At 61.3% G+C, this 13920-nt stretch carries 13 protein-coding genes; 7 read left to right on the plus strand and 6 right to left on the minus strand.

Translation table 11 applies throughout. The annotated features are described in order from the left end of the window. Positions 1–123: 123 nt before the first annotated feature. Positions 124–1938, plus strand: a complete 1815-nt coding sequence (locus HMPREF9696_RS05355; RefSeq protein WP_002711940.1) for a PHA/PHB synthase family protein — start codon at positions 124–126, stop codon at positions 1936–1938. Positions 1939–2091: 153 nt separating this feature from the next. Continuing rightward, on the plus strand, positions 2092–2490 hold the full coding sequence (locus tag HMPREF9696_RS05360; RefSeq protein ID WP_002711941.1) for an MAPEG family protein: 399 nt from the start codon (positions 2092–2094) through the stop codon (positions 2488–2490). A gap of 75 nt (positions 2491–2565) precedes the next feature. On the opposite strand, the gene argC is transcribed toward HMPREF9696_RS05360, so the two are convergent. The 3 genes from argC to HMPREF9696_RS05375 all read right to left on the minus strand — a co-directional run bounded on the left by argC (position 2566) and on the right by HMPREF9696_RS05375 (position 5138). Then, a complete protein-coding gene (argC, locus tag HMPREF9696_RS05365) occupies positions 2566–3624 on the minus strand; it encodes an N-acetyl-gamma-glutamyl-phosphate reductase (protein ID WP_002711942.1) in 1059 nt (352 codons plus the stop codon). Further along, complete coding sequence (locus HMPREF9696_RS05370) at positions 3621–4304, minus strand: FMN-binding negative transcriptional regulator (RefSeq protein ID WP_002711943.1); 684 nt, start codon at positions 4302–4304, stop codon at positions 3621–3623. Before HMPREF9696_RS05370 ends, argC begins: the two co-directional genes overlap by 4 nt. Before the next feature lie 315 nt (positions 4305–4619). Continuing rightward, on the minus strand, positions 4620–5138 hold the full coding sequence (locus HMPREF9696_RS05375) for a DedA family protein (RefSeq protein WP_002711944.1): 519 nt from the start codon (positions 5136–5138) through the stop codon (positions 4620–4622). Between the two features lie 170 nt (positions 5139–5308). Between HMPREF9696_RS05375 and parE the strand changes: the two genes are divergently transcribed. From parE to HMPREF9696_RS05390, 3 genes are all read left to right on the plus strand, one after another. Continuing rightward, positions 5309–7360, plus strand: coding sequence for a DNA topoisomerase IV subunit B (parE, locus tag HMPREF9696_RS05380; protein WP_002711945.1), 2052 nt, complete (start codon positions 5309–5311; stop codon positions 7358–7360). Positions 7361–7402: 42 nt separating this feature from the next. Further along, on the plus strand, positions 7403–7591 hold the full coding sequence (locus HMPREF9696_RS05385) for a hypothetical protein (protein WP_002711946.1): 189 nt from the start codon (positions 7403–7405) through the stop codon (positions 7589–7591). Positions 7592–7652: 61 nt separating this feature from the next. Further along, entirely contained in the window at positions 7653–8420 is a 768-nt protein-coding gene (locus tag HMPREF9696_RS05390; RefSeq protein ID WP_002711947.1) for a glucose 1-dehydrogenase, read from the plus strand. Between the two features lie 16 nt (positions 8421–8436). On the opposite strand, the gene HMPREF9696_RS05395 is transcribed toward HMPREF9696_RS05390, so the two are convergent. Next, positions 8437–9921, minus strand: coding sequence for a caspase family protein (locus tag HMPREF9696_RS05395; RefSeq protein ID WP_002711948.1), 1485 nt, complete (start codon positions 9919–9921; stop codon positions 8437–8439). A gap of 390 nt (positions 9922–10311) precedes the next feature. On the opposite strand from HMPREF9696_RS05395, the gene HMPREF9696_RS05400 reads away from it, so the two are divergent. Together HMPREF9696_RS05400 and HMPREF9696_RS05405 are read left to right on the plus strand one after the other, a co-directional pair. Further along, a complete protein-coding gene (locus HMPREF9696_RS05400) occupies positions 10312–11721 on the plus strand; it encodes a DEAD/DEAH box helicase (protein WP_002711949.1) in 1410 nt (469 codons plus the stop codon). Between the two features lie 134 nt (positions 11722–11855). Next, entirely contained in the window at positions 11856–12923 is a 1068-nt protein-coding gene (locus HMPREF9696_RS05405) for a GGDEF domain-containing protein (protein ID WP_002711950.1), read from the plus strand. On the opposite strand, the gene HMPREF9696_RS05410 is transcribed toward HMPREF9696_RS05405, so the two are convergent. Next, a complete protein-coding gene (locus tag HMPREF9696_RS05410) occupies positions 12911–13387 on the minus strand; it encodes a TfoX/Sxy family protein (RefSeq protein ID WP_002711951.1) in 477 nt (158 codons plus the stop codon). The genes HMPREF9696_RS05405 and HMPREF9696_RS05410 overlap by 13 nt on opposite strands. Before the next feature lie 65 nt (positions 13388–13452). Continuing rightward, the gene (locus HMPREF9696_RS05415; protein WP_002711952.1) at positions 13453–13860 is read right to left on the minus strand and encodes a HesB/IscA family protein; all 408 of its coding nucleotides are present in this window, start codon (positions 13858–13860) and stop codon (positions 13453–13455) included. Between the last annotated feature and the right edge of the window lie 60 nt (positions 13861–13920).

Genomic DNA, 13920 nt, shown 5'->3' on the forward strand with positions numbered 1-13920 from the left:
GAAGTATTAATCATGCCGCAACGCAGCACATGGAAATCACCACAGCGATCCGAACTATGCCATGATGATCGTGCGAACTCGCGTTGTTCGCAGCAGACCGAAACGAAAGTTCAGAAGTAAGCGATGAGTGACACCCAACTCAGCACAAATTCCGCCAACGGCTCCACCAAAGGTTTCGACCCGGAAGCATTCTCGGCAAATCTCGCACGTGCCCTTGAGTCCAGCGGTCGCGCGCTCTCCGCTTATCTGAAGCCACGCGAGAACGGCGAATCGAAGGATCGTCCGCCCGGCGAGTTGAACGAGCTTGTAAAGACCTTCACGTCGGTCGCGGAATACTGGCTCTCCGACAAGGAGCGTGCCGCCAGCGTTCAGGCGAAACTGGGCAAGGCCTATCTCGATCTGATGACAAGCGCTGCGCGCCGCCTGTCAGGAGAGGCAACCACACGCGCCGCCGATCCCTCGCCGCGCGACAAGCGCTTTCAGGACCCGGAGTGGAAGTCCAACCAGTTCTTCGATTTCGTCATGCAGGCCTATCTGCTGACCACACAGGCTGCGAACGATCTGGTCAAGAACGCCGACGGCCTCGATGCACATACGCGCAAGAAGGCCGAGTTCTACGTCCAGCAGGTCACAAACGCGATCTCACCCTCCAACTTCGTGCTGACGAATCCGGAGGTGTTGCGGCATACGCTGGCCAGCAACGCCGACAATCTCGTGCGGGGCATGACGATGCTGGCGGAAGATATCGAAGCCGGACACGGCAACCTCAAGATCCGCCAGTCCGCCGGCGACCTGCAGATCGGCCGCGATGTGGCAGTGACACCGGGCAAGGTGATCTATCAGAATGATGTCATGCAACTCATTCAGTACTCGCCCGCGACTGAAAGCGTGTTGCGCACGCCGCTCCTGATCGTGCCGCCGTGGATCAACAAGTTCTACATTCTCGATCTCAATCGGGAGAAGTCGTTCGTCCAGTGGTGCGTTAATCAGGGCATCACGGTGTTCCTGATCTCATGGGTGAACCCCGACAAGAAGCTCGGCGGCAAGACCTTTGAAGACTACATGCGCGAAGGCCCGTTGACGGCGATGGACGTCATCGAAAAGGCCACCGGCGAAATGCGCGTTCACACCATGGGCTATTGCGTCGGCGGCACGCTGCTGGCGACAACGCTGGCATGGCTCGCGGAAAAGCGGCAGGTGCGCGTGACATCGGCGACCTTCCTCGCCGCGCAGGTCGATTTCACCCATGCAGGCGATCTCCTTGTATTTGTCGATGAAAGCCAGATTTCAAATCTCGAACGCGACATGAACCGCGCCGGCGTGCTCGAAGGTAGCAAGATGGCGATGGCTTTCAACATGCTGCGCTCGAACGACCTGATCTGGTCGTATGTCGTCAGCAACTATCTCAAGGGCAAGGAGCCCGCCGCCTTCGATCTGCTGCACTGGAATTCGGATGCCACCCGCATGCCGGCTGCGAACCATTCGTTCTATCTGCGCAACTGCTATCTCGAAAACAGGCTGTCTACGGGCACCATGGCGATCGACAATACCCAGCTCGATCTCTCCAAGGTGAAGGTGCCAGTCTACAATCTTGCCACCAAGGAAGATCACATCGCGCCGGCCGAATCCGTGCTGTACGGTTCGCAATTCTTCGGTGGTCCGGTGAAGTATGTTCTCGCCGGATCGGGCCATATCGCAGGTGTGGTCAACCCGCCGGAGATGAACAAGTATCAGTACTGGACCAACGACCGCATCGGCGATGTCACCCTCGCCGACTGGGTCAAGGATGCGCAGGAGCACAAGGGATCGTGGTGGCCGGACTGGCGCTCGTGGCTCGAAACCATCGACGCCGAAATGGTCCCGGCCCGCAATCCGGCATCCGGACCGCTCGAGGTGATCGAGGACGCACCGGGAAGCTATGTCCGGGTCCGCGCCTGACAATAACGCCGTTCGCCACATTGGCCTCGCATCGCCAATCGTCTATGACTTCTCACGTTATTTGCTTCGGCGACTCGCCCCGTTATGTGACGGGGCGATGAAGGCATTTCCACCGGCCTCCGCGCTGGGCCTACAGATTGAAGGAAACCGTCGATGACCCGTGAACTGTTCTGGCTGACGCTGACCGTTATTCTCACCGGCCTGCTGTGGGTGCCCTATGTTCTCAACCGCTGCCAGGTGCGCGGCCTCGGCGGCGCCATGGCAAACCCGTCGCGCAACGACAAGCCATTGTCTGAATGGGCAAACCGTCTGCTGTTCGCACACGACAATGCGGTCGAAAACCTGGTGATTTTCGCGCCGCTGGTGCTGATCCTCAACGCCATCGACTATTCGTCCAAATGGACCGTACTCGCCTGCGCCGTCTACTTCTGGTCGCGGCTGGCCCATCTCATCGTTTATTCGCTCGGCGTGCCGGTGCTGCGCACCCTCACATTCCTGATTGGCTTCGCCGCTCAGGCCGTTCTCGCGCTCGCGATTTTCAAGATTCTCTGATCGCGCGCTGACGGCGCGACAACAAAAAGGGACGGCTCATCGCCGTCCCTTTTCGTTTGCGCATTTGATGCAGCGTTAAGGGAACATCGGCGGCTGGTCGATGCCCATGGTCTCGGGGAAACCAAGCACTAGGTTCATGTTCTGCACCGCCTGTCCCGACGCGCCCTTGGTGAGGTTGTCGAGCGTCGAGACAATGATGGCCCGGCCCGGGATGCGATCCGCGGCGACGCCGATGAAGGTCATGTTCGAGCCGCGCACATGCCGTGAATGCGGTGTTTTGCCGAACGGCAGGACATGAACGAACGGCTCCTTCTCGTATTGCTTGACCAGAATCTCGTGCAGGTCCTGCGCGATTTTGCCCCGCCGTCCCCGCACATAGATGGTCGAGAAGATGCCCCGGTTCATCGGCAACAGATGCGGCGTGAACGACGCCACGACGTCCTTGCCCGCGGCTTTGGAAAACTCCTGATCGAGTTCGGCCATGTGCCGGTGCTGGCCGACGCCATAGGCGTTGAAGCCTTCGGAGACTTCCGAGAACAGCATCTCTTCCTTTGCCGAGCGGCCCGCGCCGGTCATGCCGGATTTGGCATCGATGACAATCTCGTCCGGCTCGATCGCCTTGGCCTTCAGCAATGGGATCAGCGGCAGTTGCGCGCAGGTAGTGTAGCATCCCGGATTGGCGACCAGCCGCGCCTTCTTGATATCGCGCCGGTAGACTTCCGCGAGTCCGTAGACAGCTTCCTTCTGCAGTTCGAGTGCATGATGCTCATGGCCGTACCACTTCGCATAGGCCGCAGGATCTTCCAGCCGGAAGTCGGCTGAGAGATCGACGATCTTGATGCCCGGCCCCTTGGCGAGAACGTCCTTCAACACCTTCTGCGTGGTGGCGTGCGGCAGCGCACAGAACACGAGATCGAGTCCTGCGTTCGCCAAGTCGACCTCGTCGATAGTCACCAGCCGCGGCAGATCGTAAGGCGCAAATTGCGGAAACACGTCGCCCATCATCTGCCCTGCCCGCCGGTCGGCGGTCAGCAGGGCAATTTCCACGCGGGGATGGCGCAGCAGCAGCCGGACAAGCTCCGCCCCGGTGTAGCCGGAGGCTCCGAGAATGCCGATTTTCTTCTTCGTGCTCATGGCGCGATCCCTTCGTGCGCAGTGCTCAACATTTCATTGTCGTCGCCGGTAAAAGCCTGCGGGCGCATGGCGCGCATCGCAGCCGACAGGATGCCCGCGCCCGCCGATGTCTGTAAGGCCAAAGCGCGGGTCACCGCAACATGATCCGCGTCGGATTTATGCTGGTTCAGCTTGAAGCTGCCCTCGACCTCCTCGACGGTCATGACCAGCCCCACGATGGCCTTCATCATCGCCTCGAACCGGCCGGGTGACATCTTGTCCGCCGTCCAGGGCTTTTTCGGCGCGAGATCGTTCTCGAACCCGGCGCTGGCCTGATTGAGATGATCGGGCAGTTGCTGCCCTGTCATAATTCGCACAGCACCGGTCATGTGAACCGACCGGTAGAGCCAGGTCGGCACCTGATCCGGCGACACGTACCAATCGGGCGACACATAGGCGTCCGCCTCATTCACCGCGAACAGCCATGGTGTCACGCCGTCGGCGTGCGCGATCAGCGGGTTATGACGCGCCAGGTGAAAGCACAGCAGCGGGGTGCCGTCGCTTCCATACTCGATATAGAACGGCACCGGCGACGCGACCGGCTTGTCGCCGTCATGAGCGCAGGCCAGCCCGAACCCGCGCGCGGCAGCGAACGCGAGGCAAGTGGCGCGGTCAACTCGGAAGGCGGGTGGAACGTACATGGCTATCTCCTGCTTCTGCGAGGAGCCGCCTGAGATCAAACCGCGTGTTGTGGGAAGCAAAATGTGCCGCGGGTTATCTCCGGCGGCACGGGGGTGATTTTCAAACGCAATCGACCGCCCATACCGCGAAAATGCGGCGGCGGCGGGCGGCGGTGATGGTTGCGCTCAAAATCATGAGCGCGGATATAAGTCCGCGCCCATTTGCCGTCAAGCGATGATCCGCAGGTCAGATGACCGGATTCCAGGGGGCTGGCACCCAGCGATAGCCGGTGCCGTACTATTCCGATCACGACGGGCTTGAAGGAGCAGGTTCTGTCACATGAGCAGTTTGACGCCGAACATGCCGGGCGCCATCAGCAAGCCTGCCCATAGAAACGCGGAGGCGAAATTCGCAAACTGGAAGTGCCAGTACTCCATTTCCACAACGCCGGCGACCAATGGCACGGTTGCACGCAGCGGGCCGGAGAAGCGCCCGATGAAAATGCCGAGCACGCCCCACTTCTTCATGAAGCGTTCCGCACGCGGCAGCATGTCGGGGAAACTCGACATCGGCCACATATGCGCGATGCGATCGTGGAATTTGACGCCGATCCAGTAGGACAGCCAGTCGCCGCAGGCCGCGCCCAATCCGCCCGCGATCCAGACCGGCCAGAAACTGATGCCGCTGACGCCGATCAGTGCGCCGATCGAGACCAGCGCGCCCCAGGCCGGAATGATCAGCGAGAGAAAGGCCAACGACTCCGCGAACGCAAGCGCGAAGACGACCGGCATCGCCCACATCTGATGGTCGCGGACGAACTCCGCCAGTCCGCGCGTCATTTCCTCGAACGTCATACTATGTCCCAATCCGGCTTATCGAATCTGCCGGTTCCCCTAATTCCAGATACCACGGCCAATGGGCACCTGTACGGGAACTGCCTGCGTCACATTTGCTGCTCTAACCGTGGCATAGTAACAGCCTGACGATTCGTCCTCCGATCACGATCTATCAAGATTTAAGAAGCATGGCTAAATCACTGAATAAAAAAGAGAAAACGGACACAGACCTGTTCGCGTCGCAGGGCGGGAAGTCCCGTGCGCCCGCGAAGGCCGCTGCCCGACCGTCGGGCGCCGAGGCCGGCTATACCGCGCAGGACATCGAAGTGCTGGAGGGCCTAGAGCCCGTCCGCCGCCGTCCCGGCATGTATATCGGCGGCACCGACGAGAAGGCGCTGCACCACCTCTTTGCCGAAGTGATCGACAACTCGATGGACGAGGCGCTGGCTGGCCATGCGACCTTCATCGACGTGCATCTCGGCGCTGACGGCTATCTCACGGTCATGGACAACGGCCGCGGCATTCCAGTCGACCCGCATCCGAAATTCCCGAAAAAGTCCGCACTCGAAATCATCATGTGCACGCTTCACGCGGGCGGCAAATTCGACTCCAAGGTCTATGAGACCTCCGGCGGTCTGCATGGCGTCGGCGTGTCGGTGGTGAACGCCCTCTCCTCCGAGCTTGTGGTCGAGGTCGCGCGCAATCAGCAGCTCTACCGGATGACGTTCGAGCGCGGCAAGCCGAAGGGCAAGCTCGAGGAACTCGGCAAGGTTCACAACCGGCGCGGCACCAGCGTCCGCTTCAAGCCGGACACCGACATCTTCGGGGCGAAGGCGCACTTCAAGCCGCAGCGGCTGTTCAAGATGGCGCGCTCCAAAGCGTATCTCTTTGGCGGCGTCGAAATCCGCTGGCGCTGCGATCCCGAACTGCTGAAGGGCATCGAGGAAGTGCCGCCCGAGGCGACCTTCCATTTCCCTGGCGGCCTGAAGGATTATCTGGCGGCAGCGATCCACGCCGACACGCTGGTTCACCCGGACATCTTCTCCGGTAAGTCCGGCCGTAACGGCGCGCATGGCGCTTGCGAATGGGCCGTGGCATGGACCGCGGACGCCGACGGCTTCCTGTCGTCCTACACCAACACCGTTCCGACGCCCGATGGCGGCACGCACGAAGCCGGTTTCCGCAGCGCGCTGCTGCGCGGATTGAAGGACTACGCCGAGCGCATTGGGCAAGGCAAAAAGGCCTCCTCCATCACGTCCGAAGACGTGATGGTCGGCGCGGCCGCCATGCTCTCGGTGTTCGTGCGCGAACCGGAATTCCAGGGCCAGACCAAGGATCGCCTCGCCACTGCTGAAGCGCAGAAGATTGTCGAGCAGGCCATCAAGGACCCGTTCGATCATTGGCTGACCGGCAATCCGGTGCAGGCCAACAAGCTGCTCGAATTCGTGGTCGAGCGCGCGGACGAGCGGCTGCGCCGCCGCGCCGAGAAGGAAACCTCGCGCAAGACCGCGGTGAAGAAGCTGCGCCTGCCGGGCAAGCTGGCCGACTGCACCAACAGCGCGACCGAAGGCTCCGAGCTTTTCATCGTCGAAGGCGATTCCGCAGGCGGCAGCGCCAAGCAGGCGCGCGACCGCAAGACGCAGGCTGTATTGCCTCTGCGCGGCAAGATCCTCAACGTCGCCTCCGCCACCAAGGACAAGCTCACCGCCAACGCGCAGCTTGCCGATCTCATCCAGGCCATCGGGGCCGGCATTGGCGCGCAGTACCGTGAAGAGGATCTGCGCTACTCCCGTATCATCATCATGACCGACGCAGACGTGGACGGCGCGCATATCGCCTCGCTGCTCATCACGTTCTTCTACCGCCAGATGCCGCGCCTGATCGACGAGGGTCACCTCTATCTGGCGGTGCCTCCGCTCTATCGCCTCACTCATGGCTCCAAAACCTTCTACGCCCGCGACGAGAAACATCGCGATGAACTGCTCAAGAAGGAATTCCACGCCAACGCCAAGGTCGATATCGGCCGCTTCAAAGGCCTCGGCGAAATGATGCCTGCGCAGTTGAAGGAAACCACCATGGACCCGGCGAAGCGCACCATGCTGCGCGTCGTGCTGCTACCGGACGATCGCGAAGGCACCGCCGATTCGGTCGAGCGCCTGATGGGCACCAAGGCTGAAGCGCGCTTCGCCTTCATTTCCGACAAGGCGGAGTTCGCCAGCGAGGAATTGCTGGACGTATAATCCCCATTTGAAACCACTTCGCGGCTGGCGCGTATCTCCGAGATGAAGTCCACACTCTCAATCATCGGCGGCCTCGCGATTGCTGTCGGCCTCCTATGGGTTGGCCAAGGCACCGGTTACGTGAACTGGCCGCAATCCAGTTTCATGATCAGCCAGGTCCAATGGGCATACTACGGCGCCGGTCTGGCCATTGCCGGCTTGCTGGCGATCGTGTTCGCGCAACGCCGCTAGGCGGCAGCTTTTCGATGTGATTTGATCCCCGCGAGCGGCGAAGACCGCAGCGGAGAAAAAAATGACATCATCCCCTTTCGACCTCACTGGTAAGATCGCCATCGTCACCGGCGGCAATGGCGGTATCGGCCTCGGCATGGCGCGCGGACTTGCACGCGCGGGTGCAGGCATTGTGATCGCCGGGCGCAACAACGAGAAATCCGCGGAGGCCGCGTGCGAAATCGAAGCGCTCGGCGTCAGCGCGCTCGCCGTCTCCGTGGACGTGACAGACAAGGCGTCCGTTGCGGCAATGGTGGAAACGACCCTTCTGCTGCGCGGCAGGATCGACATCCTGATCAACAATGCCGGCATGAGCGTGCGCCAGCCTGCTCATCTGCTCGAACTGGATGACTGGAACAAGGTGATCGACACCAACCTCACCAGCGCTTTTATCTGCTCGAAAGCGGTTTATCCCGTGATGAAGCAGGCAGGCGGCGGCAAGATCATCAACATCGGGTCGATGATGTCGATCTTCGGCGCAAGCTATGCCCCCGCCTATGCCGCCAGCAAGGGCGGCATCGTGCAGTTCACCAGGTCGATTGCCGTGTCATGGGCGGCGGACAACATTCAGGCCAATACCATCCTGCCCGGCTGGATTGATACCCACCTCACAAGAACCGCGCGCAGCCAGATTCCCGGCCTTAATGAAAATGTGCTCAACCGCACGCCCGCCAAACGCTGGGGAAATATCGGCGATCTCGCCGGCGCCGCGGTGTTCCTTGCATCATCCGCGTCCGACTTCGTGACGGGCACCGCGATCCCGGTGGATGGCGGCTATTCCGTGCAGTGAGCGAGGCACGCGGCTCTCATCGCCGGAAGTTCTTGATCTCCGACAGACTGCCGTCCTGATAGGTCAGTTCGACCGACACGGATCGCGTCGACGCCGGAATCTTCATATAGGACGCTGCGTTTTCCGGAATCGCAGACGGGTCCTTCGGATTGCACGGCGGAATTTTTACCACCTGATTGGGCACAGTCGTGTCGATGCCGATGCGCATTTCCCGCACCGCGCAGCGGAAGGACAGGATCTGCGAATAGTAAACCAGCGGTCCGCTGTAACCGCCGAACGAGAGCCAGCTATTGGAGGTCATGTCCAGCAGCTTGCGGTGGCTGGCGATCAGCGCGGCTTCCGGATCGAACTTGATCGGGAACGGTCCCTGCATCTGGCCGGTGGGATCGACATAGCGCACCTGGATGGTCGCGGCCGGCGCATCGCTCGGCAGCTCAATTGAAGGATTTGGCATGCGCCGCCGCGTGCGCGGATCGAGCGCATCGGTGAAACCGGTCTCCCTGAATTCGCCGCTCTCCCCGAGCCGCCAGGAAATCGCCAGCGCCGGATCGGCGATGGAGAACGCAATCGACCATCCGCCGTTGTGGCGCATGAAGCTCGCGATCGGGGCATTGCCGTTGTCGATCACAAGGGGCGGCGTCGGCTGCACGGGCAGCGCGGCAACCTGGGTCTGTGCCTCGACGGCAATGGCGCGCTCGCCTTCCTTGGCGGGCTTCAAGACGAAATCGCCGACGATCTGGTCGTAATAGGCCGGCGTCTGCATCCGGTTTGCGGCCATCGTCAGCTTGCGCACGTCGGACTGCGTGCGCTTGGCGATCTGCACAAGGTTCAAACCCGGCTGCGCCAGTTCGCGCACAAAAGTCCGGGTGAAAACCGAATTCGGATTGGGATCGTTGTCGTTGAGGCGATCGAGCGCGGTCTGCTTGGCGCCTGCGGAGAAAATCACGAACACACCTTCCGGCGGCGAGATCGGCGCAAGTCCGCCGGTGCCGCCCAGCGCGCGGGTGCCGGTCGCCTCGAACGGATTGTTGCGGCAGGCATCGAACACAAAAATCGAGGTGCGCGCGCCGCGCGCCTGCAGACGCGAGATCACGCGCTCGGCAGCAAACGCGCCGTCGCGGATCAGTTCTTCCTGCCCCTGCTTCACCGCGTCGATGTCGGTTGGCAGCAGATAGTTCTGTCCGTTGATCTCGAACCCATGTCCTGCGAAGAAGAAGAACGCGGTGTCGCCCGGCTCGACCGCCTTGTCGAAAGCCAGCATGGTTTCGCTGAAGGCCTTGCGGTTCTGGTTCTCGGCAAACAGCACCGTGAACCCGAGTTGCTTGAGCGCATCGCTCATGGTGCGCGCATCGTTCACGGCCTTCTGCAATGGAGGCACGTTGCGATAATCGTTATTGCCGATCACCAGCGCGACCCGCTTCTCGGCCGAAGCCGGAGCCACGAAGGCCGTCATCATCACGAAGAGGCCTGTCAAAACCCTGAACGAGTATGTTCTCATCATGCCGTCCCCTGACGTCCCGCCCGGCGGGCAGGCCCGGTTCTGGCGGTTAGTATCTCATAGTCGTCCGGCCCGGGAAGGTGGTTCAGGGAACTCTCCGGAACGTCAAAGTCCTTCAACTTGTTGTCGTATTAAGGTTTTTCGCGGCTTTTACCGTCAAATTCATTGACTTTCAGCGTTTCCGGCCTATGTTCCGCTGCAACGCGGTCAGAATCGGAAATGTGAGTTCCTGACCTGCCGTCTGTCGGCGAAATAACTCCTCCCCGTGCCCATAAAGCGTGCCGTTCCGGGGTGAGCGCGACAGCATTTTTCCAGAGTCAGGACGGCGATTTCGACCAAAGGCATGATCCGAAAAGTAGTTTTCGGCCAGATCATGCCAAAAACAGAGGCTCAATGTCCTTTTCCAATCTCGGCCTGTCCGACAAGGTTCTCGCCGCAGTCGCGGCCACCGGTTACACCACCCCAACCCCCATTCAGGAACAGGCGATCCCCCACGTCCTCTCCCGGCGAGACGTGCTCGGCATCGCCCAGACCGGCACCGGCAAGACCGCTGCCTTCACCCTTCCCATGATCACGCTGCTCGAAAAGGGCCGCGCCCGCGCGCTAATGCCGCGCACGCTGATCCTGGAGCCGACCCGCGAACTCGCCGCTCAGGTCAAAGAGAACTTCGACAAATATGGCGCCGGCCAGAAGCTCAACGTGGCGCTGCTGATCGGCGGCGTGTCGTTCGGCGATCAAGACCTCAAACTGTCCCGTGGCGTCGACGTGCTGATCGCGACCCCGGGCCGCCTGCTCGACCACACCGAGCGCGGCAAGCTGCTGCTGACCGGCATCGAGGTGCTGGTGATCGACGAAGCCGACCGCATGCTGGACATGGGCTTCATTCCGGACATCGAGCGCATCTGCAAGCTCGTCCCGTTCACCCGCCAGACCCTGTTCTTCACCGCGACCATGCCGTCGGAAATCCGGCGCATCACCGAGACCTTCCTGCACAATCCGGTCAAGGTCGAAGTCTCGAAGCCGGCCTCGACCGCGGTCACAGTCACCCAGTTCCACGTCAACACCGGCCGTGAACCGCACGAGAAGCGCGAAATGCTCCGGCAGTTGCTGCGTGACGCTAAAGACCTCAAGAACGCGATCATCTTCTGCAACCGCAAGCGGGATGTCGCGGTTGTTTATAAATCCCTGCAGAAACATGGCTTCAGCGTCGGCGCGCTGCACGGGGATATGGATCAGTCAGCCCGTACCGCCTCGCTCGATCAATTCCGCAAGGGTGAACTGCCCCTGCTTGTCGCTTCCGATGTCGCGGCGCGCGGCCTCGACATTCCGGAAGTCAGCCACGTCTTCAATTTCGATGTGCCCCATCATCCGGACGATTACGTCCATCGCATCGGCCGTACCGGCCGCGCGGGCCGTCTCGGAACGGCGATTTCGATCGTCAGCCCCGCCGACCAGAAATCCCTCGCTGCCATCGAAAAGCTGATCGGACAGCCGATCGCGCGTGCGGACGTTGCAGTGGTGCAGTCCGAAGAAGCTCCGGTTGCAGACCATACCGGCGAACATGCATCGGAAGAACGCAAGCCGCGCCGCGAGTCCCAGCGGACGCGTGGTGGCCGCAACAAGTCCCGCAAGCCGAATAACGGCGAACGCAAGCCGCATGCCGCCGCCGAACGAGCTGCACCGCAGCAAGCACCATCCATCGGACGCCCGATGCCGGTCGCAGCGCGCGAACAGCATGCCGAACCTGGCGATCACTCGCATCTTCCGGCATTTCTGCTGCGCCCCGTCCGCGCGCGCGGATAGCCGCAACCGATTGACCCGTCTGCGGATTGGAACCGTTTACGGGTCATTCATTCTCATCCCTTAACGTGCCCAGTATAGTTTTAGCCATTTCATCGAAAGGGCGGGCAGAAGCTCGCCTTTGAAAGGCACTGAACGTGATTGGCCTTCTGGAAGAATACGAACGTACATTGGCGTTCGCTGAAGTCGCATTGGGTCAAATCCGATCCTTGCGCCAGAACGCAGTGCCCCGGAACTATGAAATCTGGTACATCTACGCGACCGGCTACAACGCAGCGCTCAACAAGATCATCAACGAGACCCTCAGCCGCAACGGCAAGCTGACCGAAGCCGATCTCGAACAGATCTACGAAACCTACCTCTCCCAGACCCGGACCACCGAGCGTATCGACACCGTCGGCACGCGGGTGATCAACGAGATCGACGACGTGATGAACCTCATCACGGATGCGCTCGGGATGACATCCACGTTCGGACGCAATCTGGAAGGCGCGACCCAGAAGCTGTCCGGCGCGCGGGACCGCGAGCAGGTCAAGGCCGTGGTGGAAGCGCTTGTCGCCACCACGCGCGAAATGCAGGAAACCAACCGCGCGCTGGAAACACGCCTCGCCACGTCGAAGCAGCAGATCAGCAGCCTCCAGCACAGCCTCGAAGCGATCCGCAACGAAAGCCTGACCGACCCCCTCACCTCGCTGGGCAACCGCAAGTTCTTCGACCGCGCCATCGAAAACGCGGTCGCACATGCTGCGAAATGCGGCGAGCCGCTATCGCTGCTGATGCTCGATATCGACTACTTCAAGTCTTTCAACGACAACTACGGCCACCTCACCGGCGACCAGGTGCTGCGCCTGGTGGCAATGTCGCTGAAGCAGACCACCAAGGGGCAGGACATTACGGCGCGCTACGGTGGCGAGGAATTCGCCGTGGTACTGCCGAATACAGCCCTGCGTCAGGCGCTCACGGTGGCCGACAACATCCGCCGCGCGGTGATGTCGAAACAGCTCAAGAAGAAATCGACCGGCGAAATCCTCGGCCGCGTCACCATCTCTGTCGGCGTTTCGATGCTGCAACCCGGCGACGATCGCGACCGGCTGATCGAACGCGCGGATGCCTGCCTCTATGCCGCCAAGCGCAACGGCCGCAACCGCGTGATCTGCGAAGCCGATCCCGAGTTTTCGCCGACTGAGCGCATTCAGGTCGCCTGACGCTTCTTCGCGCTGCTGCGTTTGGAAGCGGCTTTCCTGCCCTTGGCAACCTTTGCCGGGGCTCTTTTGCTTTTAGGCGGCTTGGCTTTCTTCGCTGCGGGCTTCGCCACTTTCTTCGGCGCACGCTTCCTTACGCCCGACTTCCTCGCAGCGGCACGCTTCGCAGCGCCCACGGCCTCGCGCGCCCATTCCGCAAGCTCTTCCGGATCGTCATAAAGCCGTTCCGGCAAATGACGGTAGGAATTGACGACAACGGTCTTGTTGCGGGTGTCGTACTGAAACGGCTTGGCGCCTTCGGCGTCATAGCGAGGGATGGTCAATTCATCGACCCGAAAGATAATCCCCGCGCGCAGCGCCATGGCGAAGTTCACGCCATCGGCGGTGATGCCGAAGCCGCTGAACATCTTGCGCAGGGAGATCGGCCCGAACTCGGAGAAAAGATCGATCAGGTGGTCACGGTCCATGCGCGTATTCCGCAAAAGCATGCCCTCGGGCGTGACCCGAGGGTGGGCAAAGCCGGACCGTGCTCTCAGCCGTCGATCTTCGCAGGCGTGAGCTGAACGGACTCGCCGCAGCCGCAGGCGCTGATCTGGTTCGGATTGTTGAACACGAACTGGGCCTGCATCTTGTCGGCCTTGTAGTCCATCTCGGTGCCCAGCAGAAACAGGACCGCCTTCGGATCGACAAGGATCTTCACGCCCTTGTCTTCCACAACCTCGTCGGTCGGCTTCACGTCGTGGGCATATTCGACCGTGTAGGACTGGCCGGCGCAACCGCCGTTCTTGATGCCGACGCGCAGACCGACGATTTCAGAGTCCGCACGTTCGGCGAGCTCCTTGACGCGCGATGCCGCGGCGTCCGTCAGGCGCATCACCTGAGGGCGCGGGCGCACAGCGGGCTTGGATGGAGAGGGAGCATTTGGCGTCATACCGGTCATTTGTTCATTCCTCGTGGCGGTTCAAGGCCGCCCTGAAATGCAGAATAGATACCGAAACTG

The sequence above is a fragment of the Afipia clevelandensis ATCC 49720 genome (assembly GCF_000336555.1).
GTDB lineage: Bacteria > Pseudomonadota > Alphaproteobacteria > Rhizobiales > Xanthobacteraceae > Afipia > Afipia clevelandensis.

Excerpts from the sequence above, each read along its gene's own strand:
- HMPREF9696_RS05385 (WP_002711946.1), top strand. The coding sequence starts at position 7,403 with ATGAAGTCCACACTCTCAATCATCGGCGGCCTCGCGATTGCTGTCGGC.
- HMPREF9696_RS05395 (WP_002711948.1), bottom strand. The coding sequence starts at position 9,921 with ATGATGAGAACATACTCGTTCAGGGTTTTGACAGGCCTCTTCGTGATG.
- HMPREF9696_RS05370 (WP_002711943.1), bottom strand. The coding sequence starts at position 4,304 with ATGTACGTTCCACCCGCCTTCCGAGTTGACCGCGCCACTTGCCTCGCG.
- HMPREF9696_RS05390 (WP_002711947.1), top strand. The coding sequence starts at position 7,653 with ATGACATCATCCCCTTTCGACCTCACTGGTAAGATCGCCATCGTCACC.
- HMPREF9696_RS05375 (WP_002711944.1), bottom strand. The coding sequence starts at position 5,138 with ATGACGTTCGAGGAAATGACGCGCGGACTGGCGGAGTTCGTCCGCGAC.
- HMPREF9696_RS05415 (WP_002711952.1), bottom strand. The coding sequence starts at position 13,860 with ATGACCGGTATGACGCCAAATGCTCCCTCTCCATCCAAGCCCGCTGTG.
- argC (WP_002711942.1), bottom strand. The coding sequence starts at position 3,624 with ATGAGCACGAAGAAGAAAATCGGCATTCTCGGAGCCTCCGGCTACACC.
- HMPREF9696_RS05400 (WP_002711949.1), top strand. The coding sequence starts at position 10,312 with ATGTCCTTTTCCAATCTCGGCCTGTCCGACAAGGTTCTCGCCGCAGTC.
- HMPREF9696_RS05355 (WP_002711940.1), top strand. The coding sequence starts at position 124 with ATGAGTGACACCCAACTCAGCACAAATTCCGCCAACGGCTCCACCAAA.
- HMPREF9696_RS05360 (WP_002711941.1), top strand. The coding sequence starts at position 2,092 with ATGACCCGTGAACTGTTCTGGCTGACGCTGACCGTTATTCTCACCGGC.
- parE (WP_002711945.1), top strand. The coding sequence starts at position 5,309 with ATGGCTAAATCACTGAATAAAAAAGAGAAAACGGACACAGACCTGTTC.
- HMPREF9696_RS05410 (WP_002711951.1), bottom strand. The coding sequence starts at position 13,387 with ATGGACCGTGACCACCTGATCGATCTTTTCTCCGAGTTCGGGCCGATC.